Source organism: Microbulbifer sp. VAAF005, assembly GCF_030012985.1.
GTDB lineage: Bacteria > Pseudomonadota > Gammaproteobacteria > Pseudomonadales > Cellvibrionaceae > Microbulbifer.
Genome location: NZ_CP120233.1, coordinates 2824748 through 2847916, shown reverse-complemented (window position 1 = coordinate 2847916; position 23169 = coordinate 2824748). Strand labels below are relative to the sequence as shown.

The window sequence follows — 23169 nt, the reverse complement described above, 5'->3', positions numbered from 1 at the left end:
GCTGAAAGGCCCGTCGGCCTTTCAGGGGAGATGATTCAGGCGTGAGCGCCTAGTAGGGGAGTGCCTTGACTGGGCATAGGCAACTGGGGCAAGTCCTTGACTGCTTGTAGCAAGCCTTCCTCATAGAGTTTTGCTGCTTTATCTTTTTCCCCAAGGGATTGAAATAGGCGAGCCAGTTCAGCGGAGGTAGCGGGATCTTGGCGCAACAATAGGCTTTTCTCAAAATATTGCTGAGCTTTGCCCCAAAGTTCATTGCGCATTGAGAGGCGCCCGAGACAGGTTAGCAATGCAGCACTTTCCCCATACTCTTTCAGCCAGCCTTCAGCTGCAGATATTTGTGCCGCAGGGTCGGCGCCTACCAGGCAGCCGTAGAGTTCGGCAAGCTTGGGGTCCCAAGCTCGATTGAGTAGCCAGCGCAAATGCTTCTCTGCCTCTGTGTCTTCACCAATCCGATGCAGTTGCTGTGCGTAGAGGCTGCGCAGGGCTTCGTTGCGTTGCCAGCGGCCACTCAGGCTTTGCCAGGTATCGTGTAATTTATCGATATCTTTGCGATTAGCTGCTTCGGTCAGCTGATGTTGATACACCTCGAGTTCAAGCTGGTGCAGCTCAGCTTCGGGCATGTTCGCATGTTTCTCCAATTCGGGCAGTAATGCGCGAAGACGGCTCCAGTCACCCAGAAGGTAATAAGCCTGCTTGAGAAGTTGTAACAGGGCAGGATGTTTCGGCTCGAGCTGCTTGGCGCGTTCCAGGCTGGCTATACACTGCTCGTAATGTTTATCCAGGAGCTGCATACGAGCTTGGCTTAGTGCTACAGCGAGGCGGGTATCTTCACCACAGGCCTCCGCTTTGGCGAGTAATTCATTGGCTTCCTCACGAAAGCCCAGCTCAAAGGCGCTGCGCGCTGCCGCCAAATAATTGATCAGCGGGGCTTCAGATCGAGGGGCGCTCTTCAGCAGCTGACGGCGTGCCCGGGACCAGTTGCCCTCCATAAATTCCACCAAGCCGCTGGTCAGGCGTCGGCGCGCTACACGCTGGCGACCAAACCTCAGCCGGTCGACACTACCTCGGAATCCGCGAAAGATACTGCGAGCCAGCCAAATGGCAAAGAAGAGGATAATTAGAGCTGCTGCCAGCGAGAAAATTGCGAACCAGAGGTTCATCTCGTAGCCTTTATTCAGCTCACCGCCAATACCGATTACCAGGTAGCCGGGATAATTGTTAATAGCCTCCGGTAGAAAAGCGCCGAGCAGCAGTAGTACCAGTGCGGTGAAGAACAGTTTTTTCACTGGTTCTCCTCCTGTTGCGAGGCAGTTGGTGCGGCGGTGCCGGATGTTTTGTGTAAGCGCTCAATAAAATTGCGCAGGGCAAGTTGGGAGGCGCTGAGATCGGGCATTTCGACCTGGATGCGCTGTTTGCTAAGGTCCGTCAGTTGTTGGGCCAGTGCATCGCGCTGCGGACTGGCAGTGCCGTAACTGAGTAGTAGCGACCGCGCACTATCCAGAGCGTCCCTGTAAACCGTGGTATCGCCGCGAAGCAATGCCAGTTGGGCCTGCTCCATATAAAGGCGCAGAGTCTGGCGAAAGCGAGCTTCACTCTGTGGGGACAGCATTACCGGGTTGATGTCTCCATCAATGGGGCGCACCGATTCGCGCATGAAGCGGGTGAAGTTGTGCCACTCCCGCTTCCATAGGGGGGCACTCTCCTCAATTGTGGGCTGCTCTTCACTGGGTTGTTCTGCCGAAGCCATATCGAATTGTGGTTGGATATTTGTGCGGATTAGCTGTTCTTCCAAGGCGCTGAGACGGAGGTATAAACCCTGGCGATCGATGTTTTGGACCAGCTTCAGTGAGGTGATATCACGGGCAAGCTGTTGGCGTACCCCGTACAGATCCGGTAAGTCCACATCGCGCAATATCTCGTCCACGCGCTCGACCAGCCCCAGCGCAGCGCGACTATCGTCTTCGAGAAGCAGGCGCTGATTGGCTAGACGCAACAGATAATCTGCCTCAGCCAATTGCCAATCGTCGCGGCTTACATTTCCCAGCTGACCCAAGCGGTTTCCCTGTGCGGTGACACTGCGCTGCATGGAAGCCAGTTGCTGCTGCAGTTGGGCGATAGTGCGATTTTGTCGCTCCAGTTGATTGCGTAAATTGGCATCGGCCTGCTCCAGCTGATTGAACTCCCCGGAATAATCGGGGGTTTGGGGTTCAGTTGGGGCAGGGGTAGCAGCTGGGGTTTCCGAAGTGATATTGGAGGTCGGCGCTTGGGTGGTGTTTTCAGCGGCAACCGGCACTTCCGTTGCAGGGGTAATAGTGGTGGTGCTCTCCGGGGCTGCCGTTTTTCCGGGTAGATAGTCGAGGTAAGCGCCAAGGTGTTCGCGCAGCTGAGGAGAGTTAAACCAGGCCAGTGAGGCCACAGCAATCAAAATGAGGATGAACAGTAGCCACCACCACAGCCCATTGGATCTACTGGCCGCAGCACCCCCGCTGGCTTTACCAGTAGAGGCTTTTTCCTCTGAGGCTTTGGCGAAATTACTTTTGCCTTTTACAGGCTTTGTGTTTTCCGGGGGCTCATTGGTCGCGGCTATATTTTGATCTTTTTTATCGGTCATGGGTATGGCGGCGCAGGTGGAAAATGTCGTCAGATTATAACGAGTGGCGCGAGCCTTAATAGCGGGCTAAACGCCGTTTTAAGATTTTTAGCGCAAAGCGGTCGAGAATTCGATAGCAAATCAGCCGAGGGCTTTACGCAGTGTTTCCAGCATAGCGTTATCGCCGGCATTTAGCGCGCTATAGCAACGGGCAAAACCAAGCTCATTTGCCCGATTGGCAACTCGTATACTCGGGCAGATAAGAGCGGTTTCAAAGAGTGTATTGCGGTTTATCTGGCGGATACAGGTAACCAGGTTATCGAGTGTTTCACCGCTGTGCACACTGATAATATCGGGTTGGAATTTATACTCAGCCAGGGAGGTTGCAGCCTCCGGTGGCAGCACTCTCCGATAGAGTTCGCAATAAGTTACTCGCGCACCCCTATCACTCAAGGTGTCGCCGATAAGAGGGCGGCCACCGGAGCCGCGAAAAATAAGGACTCTTTTCCCATCCAACTGCTGTAAACAGGGTAGGCGCAGCAGCTCCTCGGAGTTCATCGTATTGCCACTTTGCTCGCTGGGTATACCGCGCTTTTCCAGGGCGCTTGCGGTTGCTGCGCCGATCGCCAAAAAGCGAGGACCCTGGGGAAACTGTGGCCAATAATCTTCAAGCCAGTCTACGCCGTAGCGCACGGCGTTCTGGGAAACAAAGATCGCGACATCCGTTTGATCGAAATCGAGGATTGAGTTTTTTAAGGCCTGTATGGCAGCTTGATCCTCAATTGGCTCTATGCCGAGCATGGGGATGTTATCTACCTGGGCCCCCAGGCTGCGCAGTAGCGCACACCAGTTATCAGCCTGCTGCGTTGGCCGCGTACTGAGAATACGTTTGCCCTGCAGAAGGTCGGAGGTGAGATCGCTCATATCAGATAGCGGCGAGGATTTTATCGGCACCATCGGCCAGTAACTGTTCCGCGAGCTCAGTACCCAGGCGCTCTCCCTCAGCGGCAGGGCCACGATTGTTGGCATGTATCATGGTTTTGCCATCGGGACTGCCAACGAGTCCGCGCAACCACAGGGTGTCACCATCCAGCTCGGCGTAGCAGCCGATAGGCACTTGGCAGCCGCCGTTGAGGCGCTTAACCAGGGCGCGCTCCGCACTGAGTCGGGCTGCGGTTTCCGGACAGTGGAGCGGTTGGATCAAGGCTTCCAGTTCGCTATCGCGGCGCGACTCGATACCCACTGCGCCCTGTCCACCAGCGGGGAGCAGGATGTCTGTTGCCAGGAAGCTGCGGATGCGTTCCGGCATCTCAAGTCGCAGCAGTCCGGCCGCAGCGAGGATGATTGCGTCGTAATCGCCGGCATCCAGCTTGGCCAGTCGGGTATTCACATTGCCCCGTAAAAAGGTGACTTTGAGGTCCGGGCGACGGGCAAGTAATTGGCACTGTCGGCGCAAGCTGGAAGTGCCGACTACTGCTCCCTGGGGTAGGTCATCAAGGCTGTCATAAATATTACTGACAAAGGCATCGCGGGGGTCTTCACGCTCGCAAATAATCGGTAGGTGAAGTCCTTCGGGGAATTCCATGGGGACATCTTTCATCGAGTGAACTGCGATGTCCGCACGGCCTTCGAGCATCGCCACTTCCAGTTCTTTAACGAACAGGCCTTTGCCGCCCACTTTGGTTAGTGGGATGTCCAAAACCTGGTCACCCCGGCTGGTGAGGGGCAGTAACTCGATAAGAAGTTCGGGATGCGCCTGTTGCAGGCGGTCTTTGACATAGTTGGCCTGCCACAGAGCCAAAGCACTCTGTCGGGTGGCAATGCGAATACGATCTATAGACATGCGGCTCAATCACTTATTGGTTGAAGCGGCCATTCTAACAGAGTCGCAATGCAGTGAGGCTCTCTGTAGTCGAGGGGCTAGCCCCTGGTGCGCAGCCAGTCTTCGAGAATTATCCGTGCGGCTATTGAGTCCACTGGGTCTTTTGCGTAGTTGCCACGATGTCCGCGTTCGTTAGCCTCTTCCTTGGCGGCTCGAGTGCTTAAACGCTCGTCGATCAGCTCTACCGGTAGTCCATAGCGACCGTGCAGGCGCTGGCTGAATTTTCGCGCACGCACGCCAAATTCACTTTCGCTGCCATCCATATTGAGGGGGAGGCCAACCAGTAAAAGGTGGGGCTGCCACTCTTTGATCAGGCCTTCGACGGAGTCCCAATTGGGCTTGCCATCTTTAGCGGGCAGTGGGGCCAGTTCCCGTGCTCCACCGGTAAGGCTCTGGCCGTAAGCTACGCCAATCGAGCGGGTTCCAAAGTCAAAAGCTAGCGCTGTGACGGGTTTATTCATAGGGGGCAGTAATTTTTCTGTTAGGCGTGCCCAGCTTGGGAGCCGAGGCCGGAAAGATCGATGCCGTGGCGGGCGGCGGCGCTTTGCCAGCGTTTTTCGACCGGTGTGGCGAATAGGGTTTCGGGCTCTGCCGGCAGTGTCAGCCAGGCGTTTTCTGTCAGCTCCTGCTCCAACTGACCGGGCCCCCAGCCCGCGTAGCCGAGGGCGAGTAGTACATCGTCAGGGCCGCGTCCTGCGGCGAGGGATTCGAGGATGTCCTTGGAGGCAGTCAGGCTGATATCTGAATTGATTTCGGTGGTAGAGTCGAAGTGCATGCCGGTGCCGTGCAGTACAAATCCCTGCTCTGGTGACATGGGACCGCCCAGTAGAACTGGTTCGTCACCGCGCAAGCTGAGATCCTCCAGAGACAGCTGCTCGAATACCTCGTGCCAGTGCACCTTACTGGGCATATTGATCACTATGCCCATGGCACCGTCGCTATTGTGCTCAACAATCAGTGCGATAGCGTGCTTGAAGCGCGGGTCCTCCATGCCGGGCATGGCCAGAAGGAATTGGCCGCGCAGGTTTCCGTGAGTCAGGTCGCTATCAATATTCGAATTCGGCATAGATCACTAATAAACCGCCAGTTGAAAGCCTATTTTAGCCTCGGCTGGGCAGATCCCCTGCAGAAGTAGTGAGTCCCCCGGTTCTTTCGAATTGCCAGGTCCGGATGATTTCCAGTCGGTCCACTTCGCTCTTTATCTCTGCTGGGAATGGGGCGAAAGGTGCAGCCAGTCGCACAATTTGTTGGGCCGCATCGTCGAGAATACGCTCACCAGAAGATTGAAGGATAACAACTTTTTCGACTGCTCCGGTGGGAAGTAGTCTAACCATCATTCGCAGTTCGCCACTAATTTGTTTCTCCAGGGCTTCTTCCGGGAAGTTATCGTTGCCAACAGCTTCTATTTTCTGGCGCCACTCATGTAAATATGCAGCATCTGCAGAAGCCCTGGTAGCTACAGAAGTTAGCCTGCGAACTCTGGGGCGCTCGGCAATAGTCTGGCGAATTTTATCGAGGCGCGCCTCTAAGCTGGCTATTCTTGGGTTACTCAGTGGCAGGTCATTGGGAGCATCGCCGCGTTTTTCCGTAGAAAACTTGTCTTCCGCTGAAAGTTCGGGAGCTTGAATCGGACTTTCACCAATTGTGGTAACTAATAGGCGTCGCTGTTCAGCTGGTCGTGCAGCTTGTTGTTGGGGTAACGGGTTTACTCGATGAATTTGCGTATCGGCAAACTCTGCACGGCGCTTAGTGGATAACTCTTTGGGAGAGTCAGCAGTACCACTGGCTAATTGGTTGTGTTGTGCCAAGTAATAGGCATCCTCAGGTGCTTGAGCGGAATTTTGCAGAGAAAGTGTTACTTCAAGCGTTGGCGGCGCCTGAGCCCCTTCCGGCTTGTTAATAACCAGCTTAAAGATAATTAGCACGTGCAGGGCGACGGCAAGAAATAATGAGAACACAAAGCGATCACGTTGTATTGCGTGAAGTTGTGTCGCGTTGGCAGAGGAATTCATTATCTATTATCAACTACTACTTATTCGGGCGTGTATATCACACAGCCTTGTACCCAGTGGTAAATCGCCCTGAGGGTTATCAAACACCCAGTTTACCTTTTTTGTGCCAACAGGTGTGTGATGCCGCTCATTAGTCGAGCTGCGATGTTTGTATTGTAAGCGGCATCGATTTCCCGTACACAGGTGGGACTGGTGATGTTAATTTCTGTTAGGTAGTCACCAATAACGTCCAGCCCGACAAATAACAGACCTTTTTCCTTCAAAGTAGGAGCGACTTGCTCAACGATCCAGCGGTCCCTATCGGTGAGGGGACGTGCTTCACCGCGTCCGCCGGCTGCAAGGTTGCCACGAGTTTCCCCCGCTTCCGGAATTCGCGCCAAGCAGTAGGGAATTGCTTCACCGTTAACGACCAGGATACGCTTATCCCCGTCTTTGATTTCGGGGATGTAGCGTTGCGCCATAATTTGCTGGCGGCCGTGATCGGTGAGCATTTCCAGAATCGCTCCCAGGTTGGCGCCGTCAGGTTTACAGTGGAAAATTCCTGCACCGCCCATACCATCTAAAGGTTTGAAAATGACATCTTGATGGGTTTGGTGGAATTCCCGCAGTTTGGTCATATCGCGGCTAACTAGAACCGGTGGGCAACACTGGGGGAAACTTGTCGCAAAAATTTTCTCATTGCAGTCGCGTAGTGCCTGGGGCTTGTTGACTACCGTTGCACCTTCGCGCTCTGCGGCTTCGAGAATATAAGTGGAATAAATATATTCATTATCAAAGGGGGGTCGACACGCATCAGGATTACATCCAGGTCGCCGAGTGGCATTTCTCTAGACTCTCCCAGAGAAAACCAACGATTCGCATCGTCAAAAACCTGCATAGGGCAGCCGCGCCCAGTTGCGCGCCCATTCTCCAGGTAAAGATGGCTCTGCTCGAAATAAAACAGCTGGAAACCACAATCTTGTGCGGCTTGTAACAGTGCAAGCGTCGTATCTTTTTTAAAATTGATCTGGGCGATGGGGTCCATCACCACACCGAGGGAATAATTCATACGGGTTTCCAAATCGTTGGGTATTTCTATCCCAGTTATCACTGGTTTTGCTCCCAAATTTGTGGCCGCTACCAGCGTTGTTGGATAGATAAGGTAAGAGCAGCTTTGCGAAGGTGCAACCTTCTTAACGCAATACCTCCAATGAATGCATAAGTGGTGATAATTTGAACTGTGTCGCCTGCAGTGTGTCGACTCAGCTAGATTCGCCTGGGGTTCTGTGATAAAAGTTCGTCTCAGCGTGCGACCTTCGCCAGGCTAGGCGCCCGGACCCCGCAAGCGGTTTGAAAAAAGGGCGCAACTAAAGTTTTCGCGTGCCCGAAAATAAGTAAACAGGGGATTCAAAAAAGACTATGGAGCTTAACTGGGAAAGTCTGACTGTCATGGTGATCGACGACAGTAAGACAATTCGCCGCACTGCGGAGACGTTGCTGCAAAAGGCGGGCTGTACCGTGGTCACCGCGACAGACGGTTTTGATGCGTTAGCAAAAATCGCGGACTCCCGTCCGGATGTCATTTTTGTCGATATTATGATGCCGCGCCTGGATGGCTACCAAACATGTGCGTTAATAAAAAATAACAGCGAATTCCGCTCCACCCCTGTTGTAATGCTGTCGAGTAAGGATGGTTTGTTCGATAAGGCAAAAGGGCGTGTTGTTGGTTGCGATCAATATCTGACCAAACCTTTTAGTAAGAGCGAGCTGCTGGGTGCTATTTCCGCTCATGCCAAGCCGCACCATGCCGCATAAGCGGCTAACAGAAAAAGAAAATATAGATAACGGATTCCATTGTGGGCATTGTGCCCACAAGCTCGGTACCAAAATTTAATTAGAGTACAGATTTTCCGGTTGCTACAGGCCGATTAATTTTTGTACCCACACTATCGGTAGTCATAGTGCATTTCGGCACATGCTAGCGAGGATAATCACAACAAAAACCGCCGAGCGCAGTAGTTGTTGCCGAAAAGATGTCATGGGGGAAATGATGGCAAGAGTACTAATAGTTGATGACTCTCCTACAGAAACACATAAGCTGACAACCATTCTTGAAAAAAATGGCCACGCAGTAATCACCGCTCCCAACGGTGAAAGCGGAGTTGAAGTAGCCCGCGCCGAACGCCCCGATCTAATCCTGATGGATATTGTGATGCCGGGTCTCAACGGTTTCCAGGCCACCCGCCAATTGAGTAAAGACAGCAATACCGGCGAAATTCCGATCATTATGGTAACTACCAAAGATCAGGATACAGACCGTGTCTGGGGTATGCGCCAGGGAGCCAGGGCTTACCTGACCAAACCTGTCGATGAGAGTAAATTGCTGGATGCGATCGGGGAGGTGTTGGCCTAATAGCCAGCTGCGAAAAGTGCAGTCACAAACACCTTACTTAGCTCTGGTTGATATTGCACGGCGCGCCAAAGCGCAGGCCACCGGTCTGCCCGGCCGCCGGGAAATCAAACCCTACTGGACCGGTATCGGTTTCTCTCTTCTGGATAACCACTTTGTCGCCTCTATGGATGACGTTGTGGAATTGCTCGAAGTGCCACAGCACACCTTTATCCCCGGCGCTCAGCCTTGGGTAAAAGGCGTCTCTAATGTTCGTGGTCGCCTGCTTCCCCTTATTGATCTCGCTGCTTTTTATGGTGGCTACCTCTCAGGTCCGCGCCAGCAACGTCGTGTCTTGGTGCTCGAGAGGGATAAGACCTACGTGGGGCTTATCGTGGATAAATTGTTTGGGATGCAGCACTTGGCGTTTGAGTATGCCCGTGAGGCACCGACAGATTTGAGTGCACCATTTGCGCCAATGGTGCACGGCCAGTTTGTTTTACAGCAGCAACGTTGGCTCGTTCTCGATATGCGGGCACTGATCAACGATGCGCGTTTTATGGATGCAGCTTTACGCTGACTAATCCAGTTCTTTCTTTCCGGTAGCCGAGGGTGGCCGACCGGGTGGCCCGCAATTAGTGCAGGGATGTGCAGCACTGACTGAGGGGTCTTGTCATTAAAGCGTTAAAACTAAAGTGGTATTAAACCGGCCTAATGCAATGGCCCGCTAGGAGTAAATTATGAAACCAGGCTCCCAGAGTTCCTTTTCCGCGTTGCGCAGTAATCCTGCCGCGCTGGTATTAGGTCTACTGGTACTCGCCACGCTGGCGGGGCTTATTGTCAGTATTTATTTGGTACAGACTCGAGACGAGCAGGATAAACAATATCTGCAGCAAGTTGCCGAGTTGCGGGCCCTTTCCTATCAGGTAGTTTCCTATGCGCCGGCGGCTACTGCGGGTGACAGTGAGGCTTTCGCCGAACTGGAAAACGTTACCGAAGAAATGGCTACTGCCTGGAACCAGCTTCAGCGAATGGACGACAATAGTCGCCGTGCTCTGGGCGCGCAGCTGTCTGCTTACGACCAGGTTTGGCGCAGCTTGCGCGAGCAGGTTGACACGATTATCGGCAACCAGGAAACCATCGTATTTCTTAACGATATCGCTTCAACGCTGAGTGACTCGCTTCCTGAACTGCAGGCGGAGCACAACAATATTGTAGAAATTCTGCTGGCTAACAACGCCCCGGCAAATCAGGTGGAACAGGCCCAGTTACAGGTATGGCGTGCGGAGCGTATTGGTCGAAATATCGATAAAATGCTCCAAGGTGGTGATGATGCCGAAGCCGCCGCTGACCAGTTTAATACCGACGCCAGTCTTTTCGGTAAGGTGGTTGACGGCATGAAGAGCGGCGATGTGGTGATGGGGATTTCCCGTATTACTGATGAAGAGGCTCGCCACTCACTGGATGAAATTACTGAGCTGTTCGGCTTCGTAAGTACCTCCGTACGGGATATCTTCGAAGCAACTCCGGCCCTGTTTGCTACCCGCCAGGCCTCTGACGGCATTATCGCGTCATCTCCCCAGCTGATCGAAGCATTGAGTACGCTGAATGACCGAATCGTAAACCTTTCAGATGATCGCCAGCCCAACAACTTGACCATTGCTGCACTGGCTTTGGTCTTCGTATTGTTGATCTTCGGTATGATGGCGATGGCATTCTCCGGTACCCGCCGAAACCTGAAAAAAGAGGAAGATACCAACGAGCGTAACCAGCACGCGATTATGCAGCTGCTGGACGAGCTGGCCGACCTCGCCGACGGTGACTTGACCACCTCTGCAACGGTAACCGAAGCCTTTACTGGTGCGATTGCCGACTCCATTAACTTTACTATTGACCAGCTGCGTGTGCTGGTATCGCGGATTAATGGTGCTGCACAGGAAGTATCTGGCTTGTCCCAGGAAACCCAGCAGACTGCACTGCACTTGGCCGAGGCCTCTGAACACCAGGCGCAGGAGATCGCCGGAGCTTCCGCTGCGGTTAACGAAATGGCGGTCACCATTGACCAGGTATCTGCCAACGCCTCTGAATCTGCCCAGGTAGCCGAGCGCTCGGTACATATCGCAAGTAATGGCGCCAAGGTGGTACAGAACACCATCAAAGGCATGGATAACATCCGCGAGCAGATTCAGGATACCTCCAAGCGAATTAAGCGCCTGGGTGAATCCTCCCAGGAAATTGGCGATATCGTAAGTTTGATTAATGACATTGCCGATCAGACCAACATTCTTGCATTGAATGCCGCGATCCAGGCGAGCATGGCCGGTGATGCCGGTCGGGGCTTCGCGGTGGTTGCGGATGAGGTACAGCGACTTGCGGAGCGCTCTGCAGCTGCAACCAAGCAGATCGAAGGTCTGGTAAAAGCGATTCAGTCCGATACCAACGAGGCGGTAATCTCCATGGAACAAACCACCAGTGAGGTGGTACGTGGAGCTCGTCTGGCCCAGGATGCGGGTGTTGCACTGGAAGAAATTGAAAGTGTATCCAACAACCTGGCATCGTTGATTCAGAACATTTCTAACGCTGCTCGTCAGCAGGCTTCGTCTGCAGGCCACATTTCCAACACGATGAACGTGATTCAGGAAATTACCTCGCAGACTTCTGCGGGTACCCAAGCTACCGCCCAGTCCATTGGTAACCTGGCGCAGACCGCGAGTGCACTGCGCGAATCCGTTGCCGGTTTCAAACTTCCGCAAGAGGAAAGTGTTGAAAGCAACAGCGAGCTGTATGACGTGGAGTTGCCGGAAATGGATACAGATACTTTCGCTATTGAAGGTGAAGATACTCATTCATTGGAGTCCCGCGAAGACCGGGCCCTGGCCTAACCCACACAATAATGCCCGGCCATTATGAAAGTTGGCCGGGCGCAAAAGGGGCGCACGGAATTGCTTCCGATAAATCCGCGAGTTTTTCTCGCAGAAAACTGTAGCGCTTGAGTACTGAATAAATTATTGGGGACTTGGCGTGAGTCACGACAATCCGAACTTCATGGCCTTGGATTGGCTGATCGGTGAAATTAACGAGACTTTGGCACAAGCGCGCCAATTTCTTGAGACGTTCGCTGTAGAACCCGATGCGGGTGCCTCTCTTCTGCAAAATAGCTTGTCACTGGTGCACCAAGTGCATGGTAGCTTGCATATGGCACAGCTCAGCGGTGCTGCAATGCTGGCTGAAGAGATGGAGCAGCTTATCCAGGCCCTCGCCACTGGAGCGGTAGAAAATACCGATGAGACGCGCGAATTTCTGATGCGCGCGCTACTGGAGTTGCCCCTCTATCTTGAAAAGGTCTCTTTTCAGCGTCGTGACAATGCCGTTCTCTTGCTCCCCCTGATGAATGACTTGCGCGCGGTGCGTCGTGAGCGATTGATCAGTGAAGGAGCCATTTTCTCGCCGGAATTGTCTTCATTGGCAAGGGTGATCGGAAAGCGTCAGCCTCTCGTTGCCGATAGCGCCCGCTTAAATGACTTGGTCACCAAGCTGCGCAAGATGTATCACGTTGCGGCTGCTGGTCTGATCCGGGATGTAAACAGTGGCGAAAGCCTGGCTTACCTCACCAAAATTATTGAAAAAATGCAGCTGCTTTACAGTGGCAGCAGCCGCCAGTCCCTGTGGGAGGTACTGTTCGGAATTTTGGAGGCAATTAGCGAGCACCGTATCAATGTGCAACCTGCGCTACGTCACTTGCTGCGCAAGGTGGATATTGAATTCAGGTTGTTGCAGGGGCGTGGCGCAAAGGTATTGGATGCACGCCTGGATCAGGACTTTCTGCGCAACCTACTTTTTTATGTCTACCTCGCCGGTCCGAATGGGCCGCACTGTGAAAAACTCTACCAGCGCTTCGCACTAGATAAGGCAGTTCCCGGTACACCTCGCCCGGATACTGAAGACGTATTGGCGATGGGGCCAGAAGCCTTAGGCAGTGCAATTGCTGCAGTGCGCGATGAACTGCAGTTGGTGCGTGAAGCACTGGAGCCCAGTACAACTGATACAGAACAACCCTCGCTGTCTGACACTGCCGCTGTGGCCAAGCGTCTCGCGGATACACTCGGTATTTTGGGATTGGAGGCGCAGCGGGTTCGTGCTCGCAGTATCTACGAAGACCTTCGCGATGCTTCCCGTGGTACTGACGTTGAAGAGTACCTGATGCGTGCCGCCGGGGAATTGGTTCAGCTCGATTCAGCGCTTGCCGCCACTGTCGATCGCAATAAAAAAGTCGACGATGAGCAGCCCATTATGGGCGACGCCACTGACTCTGTATTACGCGAGGCCAGACTCGGTCTGGAAGCGGTAAAAGAAGCGGTCATGGAGTATGTGGCCAGCCACTGGGATATCAGTTACCTGAGCCGTGTGCCACAGCGTTTACAGGAAGTCTGTGGTGGTCTCGAAATGGTGGGTTACCAGCGAGCGGGTGAAATCATCTCCGCTTGCAACCGCTATATTGGCAGCTCCCTGATTGAGGCTGGGGAACAGCCCGAATGGACAATGCTGGATACTCTGGCAGATGCCATTACCAGTGTCGAATACTACCTGGAGCGTCGTGCGGAAGGTCTGGCTGATGCAGAAATGCTTTTGGCACTGGCTGAAGATAGCGTAGAGGCTTTGGGCGTTTCGCTGAAGATCGTCGGTGGGAGTGAGGCCGACGCCAGTCTCGAAGCGTCCCCGGTATCAGAACCCGAACTGCCAGATCTTATTGATTACGATTTAATCCCCGATGATGAAGCCACTGTGGTTTCTGACGAACCTCTGGACTCTCAAGCTGAAATAGAAGCGGAAGAGTCATCTGCCATAACTTTGCAGCTGCCTGTCGATGACGCAGGTTCTGTTGTGGAGTCCGAGCTGGAAATCGACAAAGAGTCAGCTCCGGAGGAGTCTTGGTTCTCTGATGGGACTCCTCAGGTTGAAGCTGCCCCGACACTTGAAATTGAAACTGGGATAGAGGCTCCTGAGGCTGAAGAAGCGCCTGCTGACTTCATTGAAGCTGCACCGGTAGTAGAGCCTGCTGAGGTTGAGCCGGTTGCTGCAGTTGCAGAGGTCGCGGATACGACGGAGGAACTCGGTGATGACACTGAGAGCCTGATTGACGATGAAATTATCGAGATCTTCCTGGAAGAAGCCGGGGAAGTTCTTGCGCATATCAGTTGCTACTTCCCGGAGTGGGCTGCCAATTTTGCCAATCAGGATGCCCTGGTAGAGTTTCGTCGGGGCTTCCATACCCTGAAGGGGTCGGGCCGTATGGTCGAGGCCCTGGATATTGGTGAACTGGCCTGGTCTGTGGAGAATATGCTCAACCGGGTTATCGATGGCAGTGTGAAACCCGGGCCTGCCCATGTATACCTGATTGAGCAGGTGTATCAGAAGTTCCCCTCAATGATTGAGGCGTTTAAACACGGACAGAGCGACCCCGATCAGCAGCTTACCCTGCAGTTACAAGCTTGGGCTGAGCAGCTGAGTGCGGGAGAGATGCCCGCTGATCTGGAAGCCCAAAGTGCAGGCGGTGTCGCGGCAGTTGACGTTGTTGAGGACACCGGAGAAGACCTGGCTCAACTCTGGGAAATTTTTGCCCAGGAGGCAGAGACGCACCTCAATGTCGTAGATGAGTATCTGTTGGATATGCAGGCTGCCGCGCCTTTGTATGGTGTTCCCAGCGATCCAATGCACCGGGCACTCCACACACTAAAAGGCTCCGCACATATGGCGGAAGTCAAAGTGGTTGCCGAAATTATGGCGCCACTGGAGCGCTTCGCTAAAGAGCTGCGTATTTATCAGGTGCCTATCGATGCAGATATTTTTGATCTGATCAATGATAGCGCCACCTATGTGCGTGAAGTGCTGGAACAGATTCGCTCTTCAGAGCCTCTCGCAATAGAGAAATCGGAACAGTTCCTTGCCCGCGTTGCCGAATTGCAGGAGCGCTCTGTAGGTCACTTGATTCGCGAGCGTGAGGCGAATGAACCTCGCGCGGTCGATCCCCAGCTTCTCGAAGTCTTGATGGCTGATGGCATGCGGGTGCTGCTTGATGCAGACCAAATGCTGACTGAGTGGCGCGCCGACCCGGCAGATAAAAGTCGTGTTGTATTGGTCGCTGACGAACTCAATGTTCTGCAGGAGGCGGCCAGCCGGGCGCAGTTGCCGATCCTCGCCGAACTCGCTGAGCTGTTGCTGAATGTTTATCGCAAAGTCCTTGCTGGTGATCTTGAGCAGGAGCCAGCGCTATGGGCCTCTCTTGAGCAGGGACACAACGAGTTGCTCGATTTAATCGATGCAGTAGCAGCAGCACAAGACCTCCCTGAAGTCAGCGAAGCTGTGGAAGAGGCGCTTCGCTACCTGGCTCAGGGTGAGGAAACCAGTTCTTCAGCAGAAGATGACTACGATCTCGATGAACTGGGAATCGATAGCGAAGCACTGGCTATTGCCGAGCCTGAAGAGCGGGCGCCGGAGCCCACGGAAGTAACCGAGCTTCTGGTTTCAGAAGCATCCCCTGATGAGTGGATTGAGCCACCTGTATTACAGGTGTCGCACGATGGGGAATCTCTCGATGGCGAGGCTGAGGATTCGGAAATTCCTCAATTGCAGGCCATAGAAGTAGAGGCCGCCGTTGAGGACGTTTCTCAACTTGAAGAACCCTTCTCTGCACCTGAAGTTGAACCTGCTGGCGACCTGGCTATCGAGCAACCGGGTAGCGAGGTGTCATCACAGGATTCCGCTCGATCAGTCGATTTACAGAAGTTGTTGGCAGACATTGACCCGGATGTTGTCGATGTCTTTATGGAGGAGGCGGGAGATCTTACCGATGAGCTAGAGGAACTGATCCAGAGTTGGGAAGAGGAGCCGGAAGGCCGCGAGCAAGGTGAGGCCCTGAAGCGTGTATTGCACACCTTTAAAGGTGGTGCACGTATGGCTGGCCTAATGGGGTTGGGTGAAGTAGCTCACCGTTTTGAAACGGTGATCGAAGGCATGCGCGACAACGATCGGCCCTCCGCAGATTTCTTCGCCAATGCCCATGGTATCCACGATCGTCTCGCCGATGGAGTAGAGACAGTTCGCGCCTGGATGGCTGGTGAACAGCTTGATGCTTTTGTACAGCTGGTCAGCACCGATTGGGCGGATCAGAAGCCGGCTAACTCGGCAGCTGCAGAAGCAGTTATTGAATCTGAAGTTTCAGACGAACAACCTCAAGAAACTGTGCTTGCAGCGGATGCGGAACATGGTAATGAGGTTACTGCGGCCGAGAGTGCTCAGCCGGATGCTGATGTAGTTGCTACACAGCTGCCCGAGATTGCTGTAGGTCAGGAAAGCGATAACGTTTTGCCGTTTATCCGCAAAGCCGGTAATGCAGAGCAGGAGGTAGCGGCACCGACCCGGAACCAGCCCCAGGAGATGGTGCGTGTCGCTGCTGAACTTCTGGAGGAGTTGGTAAACCTCGCCGGTGAGACTGCAATTTCCCGTGGTCGTCTTGAAGAGCAGATGAGTGAGTTCGGTCTCGCCCTGGACGAGATGGATGTGACGCTGGTGCGTCTCAACGAACAGCTGCGCCGCCTGGACCGCGAGACCGAGGCCCAGATCCTGTTCCGCCAGGAGCAGTTGGCTGAGCAGGACGGCGACTTCGATCCGCTGGAAATGGACCGTTACTCGTCTATTCAGCAATTGTCCCGTTCCCTGCTGGAGTCCACATCTGACTTGATGGAGCTGCGCTCCACCCTGAATAACAAGGCGCGTGATACAGAGACCCTGTTGCTCCAGCAGTCCCGAGTAAATACCGAATTGCAGGAAGGTCTGATGCGCAGCCGCATGGTACCTTTCTCCCGCCTGGTACCGCGTCTGCGTCGTATCGTTCGCCAGGTGAGTGCTGAGCTGGGCAAGCAGGTCGAGCTGGGATTCTCCAACGTTGAAGGCGAGCTGGACCGGTCCATGTTGGAGCGTATGGTTGCGCCGCTGGAGCACATGCTCCGCAACGCTGTAGACCACGGCATTGAAATGCCAGAGGAGCGTTTGGCTGCCGGCAAGTCTGAGCGTGGGCGTATTGATGTGGCGCTGAAAAGGGAGGGCAGTGAAGTTGTCCTCACCATCCGCGATGATGGTGCCGGTGTCAACTTGATCCGCGTAAGGGAAAAGGCGGTGGAAAATGGCCTGATGAGGCCGGATGCTGAGCTCTCGAATAATGAGATTCTTCAGTTCATTCTGCAGGCCGGTTTTACCACTGCAGAAAAAGTTACCCAGATCTCTGGCCGGGGTGTGGGCATGGACGTTGTATCCGCCGAGCTGAAGCAGATTGGTGGTAGCGTTCACATCAATTCAGAAGCAGGCGCAGGAACAGAATTTGTCGTTCGTCTGCCTTTCACAGTTTCGGTTAACCGCGCTTTGATGGTGCGAATTGGCGATGACCTGTTTGCACTGCCGCTGAATACCATCGAAGGTATTGTGCGCCTCAGCCCATTTGAGCTGGAGCACTACTATCGCTCAGATGATGCGCGTTTCGAATACGCGGGAGAACTCTATCAGGTTAGCTATTTCGGTACTCTGCTGAAGTCTGGTGCTCAACCCAAGCTCAGTGTCGATGATATGCAACTGCCCGTTTTGTTGGTGCGCTCGGAAGGGCACGCTATGGCATTACAGGTAGATGCCATTAAGGGAAGCCGCGAGATTGTAGTGAAAAGCCTCGGCCCACAGTTCTCCGGGGTTCAAGGGGTATCAGGTGCAACGGTAACTGGTGACGGTAGCGTCGTGGTGATTCTCGACGCACACGCCCTGCTGCGTCGCCAGGCCACTCAGCTGGCAAGGCCGGAAGTGCCACAGCTTCAAATTCAGGAAGAGCCTGAAGTTCGGTCCGAGCAGGAGGCGCGCCAGCAGACCGTTATGGTTGTGGACGACTCAGTTACAGTGCGCAAGGTAACGACGCGCTTCCTGGAGAGAGAGGGCTATCTGGTTAGCACTGCAAAGGATGGTCAGGATGCTGTTATCCAGCTGCAGGATAAGATCCCGGATCTGATCTTGCTGGATATTGAGATGCCGCGTATGGATGGCTTCGAGGTTGCGCGCCATATTCGCTCCAGCAGCCGCCTACGCGATATTCCTATCGTAATGATCACCTCGCGTACCGGTAATAAGCACCGCGATCACGCTATGTCCCTGGGAGTTAACCACTACCTGGGTAAGCCTTACCAGGAAGATGTACTGCTGGCGGCTATTCGTGAGTACGCAGATGCCGAAGCTGTCGGAAGCTGAGGCGGCAAATATCAGGAATAATATAGAGATAGGCAATGAGTGAAGTTGAAGCGCTGCCGGTAGATGTCCCCCAGGAAGTGAGCAGCCTGTTATTGCCCCTTGAGCAGGGGCAGCTGCTGGTGCCGGTGGACAGCCTCTCAGAGGTTGTTGCAATGCAAACGCCGATGGCAGTTCAAGACGTGCCCGAATGGTATTTGGGAGATCTGATCTGGCGGGAGCAGCGCCTGCCAGTGGTATCTTTTGAAGTGATGCGTGGCGGTGCCTTGGGAGCAGTTGCAGAAGAGGGGCGTATTGCGGTGCTGAGTACGGGAAACCCCGATGGTGAGCTGCCGTATTTTGCATTGCTCTTGCGCGGTACTCCGCGCCTGGTACGGGTTACCCCTGAGGAGTTGGCGCTGCGAGAGCAGCCGCTAAGCCCTGGAGAGTTAATGCATGTGGCGCTGTCTGGTGAGGAGGCGGTTATTCCCGACCTGCAGGGATTAGAGCGGGCCTGCCTGCGCTATCGCAGTGACTGACTTGTTTTGCAATGTATTACCAAAAAAGGGGCCAAAGGCCCCTTTTTTGGTTGGGCTGTTCGCTTAGAACAGCTCTTCCGGTAAAGAATCTTCCCGGCCATCCTGGCTGGGCATATCCATATCTTCATCGGTGTAACGATTGCGATATGGGTTATATACCTCGCGGCCGGGCACCCGGTTGGTCCTGAATATCTCAAACATGCCCCCGTAAGAGGTGCGCAAGCCATTTTGGGGGTTGATGCGTACCGTGACTATGCCATCAGGTTGAGCCAGGTGGCGCTCGGGAAGACCTTCGAGGGCGCTGCTCATAAAATCGATCCAGATAGGCAGGGCGGCCGAGCCACCGTATTCATTTTTACCCAGTTCGCCATAGGAATCGAAGCCAACCCAGGCACTGGTTGCCAGGTAGGGGCTGTAACCCGAGAACCACGCATCCCGTGGACCATTGGTGGTTCCGGTCTTTCCGGCAATATCACCGCGTTTCATCGCCAGAGCGCGGCGCCCGGTACCCTTTTTGATAACATCCTTGAGCATCGAATCCATTATGTATGCCGTCTCTGCGGACATGGCTCGCGGAGCGCGAGGACGCGCTTGGCTCTTGCTCGGGTCGAGGGGGCCAACGGGCAGTACGTGTAGCTCTGCTGGCTCTTGACCATGATCGACCCCTTGTCCTTCCAGCTGTAATTCCGCGAGATCGACGGGTTCAGCGGACAGGGTTTCAGAGCCTGTGCCCGGCTCGGGACAGTTATCGCATACAGTGAGAGGCAGTGCCTGATACAGGACTTCGCCATTAACATCCAATACCCGGTCAACCAGGTAGGGCTCCACTCGGTAGCCACCATTAGCGAAGGCGGCATAGCCGCGCACCATTTCCAAGGGCGTGAGAGCGGAGCTACCTAGAGCAATGGTCAGGTTGCGGGCGAGCTTGCTGCGCTCAAACCCAAAGCCCTCGACAAAGCCCAGGGCGTAGTCCAGTCCTAGGGATTGTAGCAACCGGATTGAGACCATATTGCGGGACTTGTACAAAGCCATACGTAGGCGGGTTGGGCCGAGGAAGGTCCCCCCGTCATTCTCAGGCCGCCATACATCTTGCAGGTTGGTTTCCTCAAAGATAATCGGGGCATCATTGATAATGCTCGCCGCTGTATATCCGCGCTCGATCGCGGAGGCGTAAATAAAGGGCTTGAAACTGGAGCCGGGTTGCCGGGCTGCCTGAGTGGCCCGATTAAAGTGGCTCTGGCGGAAGTCATAACCACCGACAAGGGCGCGGATAGCGCCATCTTCCGGTTCAATAGATACCAGGGCGCCCTGTGCTTCCGGGACCTGGGCTAGAACCCACTCCTCGGTCACCTGGGGTTCGGCAGGCTCGATATCACCGCCCTCGGGATCCGCAAATGGATCGGCTTGAAGAGGCTCATCTACGGCGGTGGCGATCATCTCGCTACTGGAGTTGCTCTCTTTCTTTTCCTTAACGACCTTGCGCAGCCGAATAACATCCCCGGGAGCAAACATTTTTTCAGCGGATTGAAGGCGTGCTCCCCGGGCGCTCTCAGAAATATAGGGCCTGATAGAACTGAGCCCATTGCTCCAAGGCAATTCAATTACGCGCCGATCCCTCAGTTGAACTTGAAGTTTCTTGGGTTCTACTGCAGTGACAACGCCGGGTTCCAGACCACCGAGAATCGGAATCTCGTTGAGTAAGTCGATAAGTTGGTCGCTATCTTGCAGCAATTCCGGTGCTAGACGCTGCTCTGGGCCACGATAGCCGTGGCGCGCATCATAGGTTTCCAGACCGTGCTGAAGCGCATTGCGAGCCGACTCCTGCAGTCGACTGTCTACCGTTGTTATGACCTGGTAGCCATCGGTATAAGCGTTGTCGCCAAAGAGGTCTACTGCCTCCTTCCGTGCCATCTCGGCAATATAGGGTGCATCCAGGTCGAGGTCGCGGCTGTGATAGCTGGCTGTTACTGGCGCAGTGATAGATTGGTTATATTGATCCTGGTTGATATAGCCGAGATCGAGCATCCGCATCAGGATCCAGTTGCGGCGCACCAAGGCTCGGGAGGGGTTGGCGAGAGGGTTGAAGGTTGATGGCGCTTTGGGGAGTCCCGCCATCATAGCCCACTGAGCCAGATTCAGATCCTTGATATCTTTGCCGTAATACACCTGAGCTGCAGCCTGGAAACCATAGGCGCGGTTTCCAAGAAAGATCTTATTGATGTAAAGGGCGAGGATCTCGTCCTTGGTCAGCTCTTGCTCGATTTGCAGCGATAGCAAAATTTCATTGAACTTGCGCACAAAACGCTGCTCTCGACTGAGAAAGAAGTTGCGCGCCACCTGCATTGTCAGTGTACTACCACCAGACTGGATAGAGCCGGTCTTAATCAGTTGCGAGGCCGCCCGCATCAAACCTTTGATGGAAACACCATTGTGGGAGTAAAAGCTTGCATCCTCAGCGGCGAGAATCGCTTTGATAAAGGGTTCTGGCGTTTGCTCGATCGTGATAGGGTTGCGCCGCTTTTCACCGAACTCACCGATTAGCTTCATATCCCGTGAGTAGACCCTAAGAGGGGTTTGTAAGCGGATATCGCGGAGGCTCTCCACTGAGGGCAACCCCGGTTTGAGGTAGAGATAGATACTGGCCAGGGCCATTGCTGTAGCGGCTACACCGGCAAGGCCGAGCCAAAGCAGTGCGAGCAGACGATTGCGGGCTTTTACGGTCATGAAACTGCTTCTGTGTACTTCATCAAAGTGATTAGGTGAATAATTATACGAATATTGTGCGCTATTACCTATGCAAATGCAGGTTGAAGCGTTAATTTAAAGTGCTATAACATCAAACCCTCATAACCCACGGAAAAGATAAGAAAAAATGGGAATTTTCCCTTTTCTGAGCAAAGGCCCCAAGGCCATGTTGGGACTCGATATTAGCTCTACTGCGGTCAAGTTGCTGGAGCTAAGTCGCAACGGCGACAAATATCGTGTCGAAAGTTACGCCGTGGAACCTCTCCCACCCAATGCTGTAGTTGATAAGAATATCAATGATGTGGGGGCGACGGCTGAGGCTATTCGCAAAGTTGTACGACGCTCCAAGACACGCTTGCGAGAAGCGGCCGTTGCGGTGTCTGGATCAGCAGTGATTACCAAGACCCTCGAAATGCCAGCGGACCTTACTGATGATGATTTAGAGTCTCAGATTGCTGCTGAAGCTGACCAGTATATTCCCTATCCACTTGAAGAAGTCAGCCTGGACTTTGAGGTGCAGGGGCCTTCTGAAAAAGGGGAAGGCCAAATGGAGGTCCTGCTCGCGGCGTGCCGTACAGAAAATATTGAGCAGCGGATCTCAGCGTTGGGAGAGGCGGAGCTGGAACCCGGTGTAGTGGATGTTGAGGCATACGCTATTGAGCGCACTTACACGCTACTGGAAGATCAACTTCCCCGCAAGAGCAACTGGTAGTTGCGGTAATCGATATTGGGGCGACGATGAGTGCCTTGTCGGTTCTTGTGGATGGCAAAACGGTGTATACCCGTGAACAACTCTTTGGAGGGCGCCAGCTTACCGATGAGATTCAACGTCGTTATGGCCTTTCAGCTGAAGAGGCGAGCCTAGCAAAACGCCAGGGGGAGCGGGCTGCCCGATGATTATTTCGCTGAGGTATTGGAGCCGTTCCGCGATGCAGTAGTGCAACAGGTAACCCGGTCCTTGCAGTTTTTCTATTCCTCTACTTCATATAGTGATGTTGACCATATCCTTCTAGGAGGTGGGGTTGCCGCTATGGAGGGGATTGGGGAGCTGATTAGTGAGAAATTGGGCCGCCCTACCTTAGTTGCTAATCCATTCCTGAAAATGAGTGTGTCTTCACGGGTAAATCGCCAGGCGTTAGCAAATGAGGCCCCCTCATTGATGATTGCCACTGGTTTGGCGATGAGGGAGAAGGATTACTGATATGGCAAAGATTAACCTTCTGCCTTGGCGCCAAGAGTATCGCGCACAAAAGCAAAAAGAATTTCAGCAAATAATAGTCGTGGTTGTTCTTATAGTGGCCGCTGCTGTATTTGGCTGGATGAAGACTGTCGATGCACAAATAGTCGACCAAAATGCAGATAACCAGATTCTGAAGAACAGGATTAAAGAGCTAGATATTCAGGTAAGAGAGATTAAGGATCTCAAGAAACGCCGGCAGGAGCTGATTGACCGTATGCGGGTGATCCAGGAGTTGCAAGGGAACAGGCCTCTTTCTGTGCGTTATTTTGATGAAATAGTACAAGCTACTCCAGAGGGACTATGGCTTAATTCAATTGAGCGGAAGGGGAAAAAGCTATCTATTTCGGGTGTGGCAGAGTCTAATAATCGTGTTTCTTCCTTTATGCGGAATCTTGACCAGTCTGATTGGTATGAGTCGCCGGCTTTAGCTGGAGTTACCGCGAGCCCAAGATTTGGTGAACAAGCAAGTTCTTTCAAATTGACGGTTAACGTTACCGGCAGAAAGCAGGATGAAGAACAAGGCACTGAGAAAAAATAA

15 protein-coding genes and 2 pseudogenes are annotated in these 23169 nt (G+C 53.7%); 8 read left to right on the top strand and 9 right to left on the bottom strand.

The features are described from left to right. Positions 1-35: 35 nt before the first annotated feature. The 8 genes and pseudogenes from P0078_RS12540 to gshB all read right to left on the bottom strand — a co-directional run bounded on the left by P0078_RS12540 (position 36) and on the right by gshB (position 7532). The gene (locus P0078_RS12540; protein WP_282930312.1) at positions 36-1286 is read right to left on the bottom strand and encodes a heme biosynthesis HemY N-terminal domain-containing protein; all 1251 of its coding nucleotides are present in this window, start codon (positions 1284-1286) and stop codon (positions 36-38) included. Further along, complete coding sequence (locus P0078_RS12535) at positions 1283-2611, bottom strand: uroporphyrinogen-III C-methyltransferase (RefSeq protein ID WP_282930311.1); 1329 nt, start codon at positions 2609-2611, stop codon at positions 1283-1285. Before P0078_RS12535 ends, P0078_RS12540 begins: the two co-directional genes overlap by 4 nt. Before the next feature lie 120 nt (positions 2612-2731). Continuing rightward, positions 2732-3514: a uroporphyrinogen-III synthase gene (locus P0078_RS12530; RefSeq protein WP_282930310.1), complete on the bottom strand. Its 783-nt coding sequence runs from the start codon at positions 3512-3514 to the stop codon at positions 2732-2734. 1 nt (position 3515) lies between these two features. Further along, positions 3516-4433: a hydroxymethylbilane synthase gene (gene hemC, locus P0078_RS12525; RefSeq protein WP_282930309.1), complete on the bottom strand. Its 918-nt coding sequence runs from the start codon at positions 4431-4433 to the stop codon at positions 3516-3518. A gap of 77 nt (positions 4434-4510) precedes the next feature. Further along, positions 4511-4933 carry a Holliday junction resolvase RuvX gene (gene ruvX / locus P0078_RS12520; protein WP_282930308.1) on the bottom strand — a complete coding sequence of 141 codons (423 nt, stop codon included), beginning with the start codon at positions 4931-4933 and terminating at the stop codon, positions 4511-4513. Between the two features lie 20 nt (positions 4934-4953). Beyond that, complete coding sequence (locus tag P0078_RS12515; protein WP_282930307.1) at positions 4954-5538, bottom strand: YqgE/AlgH family protein; 585 nt, start codon at positions 5536-5538, stop codon at positions 4954-4956. A gap of 34 nt (positions 5539-5572) precedes the next feature. Beyond that, complete coding sequence (locus tag P0078_RS12510) at positions 5573-6484, bottom strand: energy transducer TonB (RefSeq protein WP_282930306.1); 912 nt, start codon at positions 6482-6484, stop codon at positions 5573-5575. Between the two features lie 92 nt (positions 6485-6576). Beyond that, positions 6577-7532 (bottom strand): annotated as a pseudogene (gshB, locus tag P0078_RS12505) (glutathione synthase). 350 nt (positions 7533-7882) lie between these two features. On the opposite strand from gshB, the gene pilG reads away from it, so the two are divergent. The 6 genes from pilG to P0078_RS12475 all read left to right on the top strand — a co-directional run bounded on the left by pilG (position 7883) and on the right by P0078_RS12475 (position 18646). Beyond that, positions 7883-8278: a twitching motility response regulator PilG gene (gene pilG / locus P0078_RS12500; protein ID WP_020413651.1), complete on the top strand. Its 396-nt coding sequence runs from the start codon at positions 7883-7885 to the stop codon at positions 8276-8278. A 235-nt stretch (positions 8279-8513) separates the two neighbouring features. Beyond that, complete coding sequence (gene pilH / locus P0078_RS12495) at positions 8514-8876, top strand: twitching motility response regulator PilH (protein ID WP_108731421.1); 363 nt, start codon at positions 8514-8516, stop codon at positions 8874-8876. Between the two features lie 16 nt (positions 8877-8892). Beyond that, positions 8893-9432 (top strand): chemotaxis protein CheW, encoded by a 540-nt coding sequence (locus tag P0078_RS12490; RefSeq protein ID WP_282930305.1) that lies wholly within the window; start codon positions 8893-8895, stop codon positions 9430-9432. 160 nt (positions 9433-9592) lie between these two features. After that, positions 9593-11734 (top strand): methyl-accepting chemotaxis protein, encoded by a 2142-nt coding sequence (locus P0078_RS12485; protein WP_282930304.1) that lies wholly within the window; start codon positions 9593-9595, stop codon positions 11732-11734. A gap of 139 nt (positions 11735-11873) precedes the next feature. Further along, positions 11874-18131, top strand: coding sequence for a hybrid sensor histidine kinase/response regulator (locus tag P0078_RS12480; RefSeq protein ID WP_282930303.1), 6258 nt, complete (start codon positions 11874-11876; stop codon positions 18129-18131). Between the two features lie 35 nt (positions 18132-18166). Then, on the top strand, positions 18167-18646 hold the full coding sequence (locus P0078_RS12475) for a chemotaxis protein CheW (RefSeq protein ID WP_282930302.1): 480 nt from the start codon (positions 18167-18169) through the stop codon (positions 18644-18646). A 63-nt stretch (positions 18647-18709) separates the two neighbouring features. On the opposite strand, the gene P0078_RS12470 is transcribed toward P0078_RS12475, so the two are convergent. Beyond that, on the bottom strand, positions 18710-21370 hold the full coding sequence (locus P0078_RS12470) for a penicillin-binding protein 1A (protein WP_282930301.1): 2661 nt from the start codon (positions 21368-21370) through the stop codon (positions 18710-18712). A 148-nt stretch (positions 21371-21518) separates the two neighbouring features. On the opposite strand from P0078_RS12470, the pseudogene P0078_RS12465 reads away from it, so the two are divergent. Together P0078_RS12465 and P0078_RS12460 are read left to right on the top strand one after the other, a co-directional pair. Beyond that, a pseudogene (locus P0078_RS12465) lies at positions 21519-22592 on the top strand (pilus assembly protein PilM). Between the two features lies 1 nt (position 22593). Then, positions 22594-23169, top strand: a complete 576-nt coding sequence (locus tag P0078_RS12460) for a PilN domain-containing protein (protein ID WP_282930300.1) — start codon at positions 22594-22596, stop codon at positions 23167-23169.

What these genes read in the sequence shown, in the direction of transcription:
- P0078_RS12515 (WP_282930307.1), bottom strand. Translation starts at nt 5,538, where the DNA reads ATGCCGAATTCGAATATTGATAGCGACCTGACTCACGGAAACCTGCGC.
- P0078_RS12470 (WP_282930301.1), bottom strand. Translation starts at nt 21,370, where the DNA reads ATGACCGTAAAAGCCCGCAATCGTCTGCTCGCACTGCTTTGGCTCGGC.
- P0078_RS12485 (WP_282930304.1), top strand. Translation starts at nt 9,593, where the DNA reads ATGAAACCAGGCTCCCAGAGTTCCTTTTCCGCGTTGCGCAGTAATCCT.
- P0078_RS12475 (WP_282930302.1), top strand. Translation starts at nt 18,167, where the DNA reads ATGAGTGAAGTTGAAGCGCTGCCGGTAGATGTCCCCCAGGAAGTGAGC.
- P0078_RS12460 (WP_282930300.1), top strand. Translation starts at nt 22,594, where the DNA reads ATGGCAAAGATTAACCTTCTGCCTTGGCGCCAAGAGTATCGCGCACAA.
- P0078_RS12530 (WP_282930310.1), bottom strand. Translation starts at nt 3,514, where the DNA reads ATGAGCGATCTCACCTCCGACCTTCTGCAGGGCAAACGTATTCTCAGT.
- pilG (WP_020413651.1), top strand. Translation starts at nt 7,883, where the DNA reads ATGGAGCTTAACTGGGAAAGTCTGACTGTCATGGTGATCGACGACAGT.
- hemC (WP_282930309.1), bottom strand. Translation starts at nt 4,433, where the DNA reads ATGTCTATAGATCGTATTCGCATTGCCACCCGACAGAGTGCTTTGGCT.
- P0078_RS12535 (WP_282930311.1), bottom strand. Translation starts at nt 2,611, where the DNA reads ATGACCGATAAAAAAGATCAAAATATAGCCGCGACCAATGAGCCCCCG.
- pilH (WP_108731421.1), top strand. Translation starts at nt 8,514, where the DNA reads ATGGCAAGAGTACTAATAGTTGATGACTCTCCTACAGAAACACATAAG.
- P0078_RS12510 (WP_282930306.1), bottom strand. Translation starts at nt 6,484, where the DNA reads ATGAATTCCTCTGCCAACGCGACACAACTTCACGCAATACAACGTGAT.
- ruvX (WP_282930308.1), bottom strand. Translation starts at nt 4,933, where the DNA reads ATGAATAAACCCGTCACAGCGCTAGCTTTTGACTTTGGAACCCGCTCG.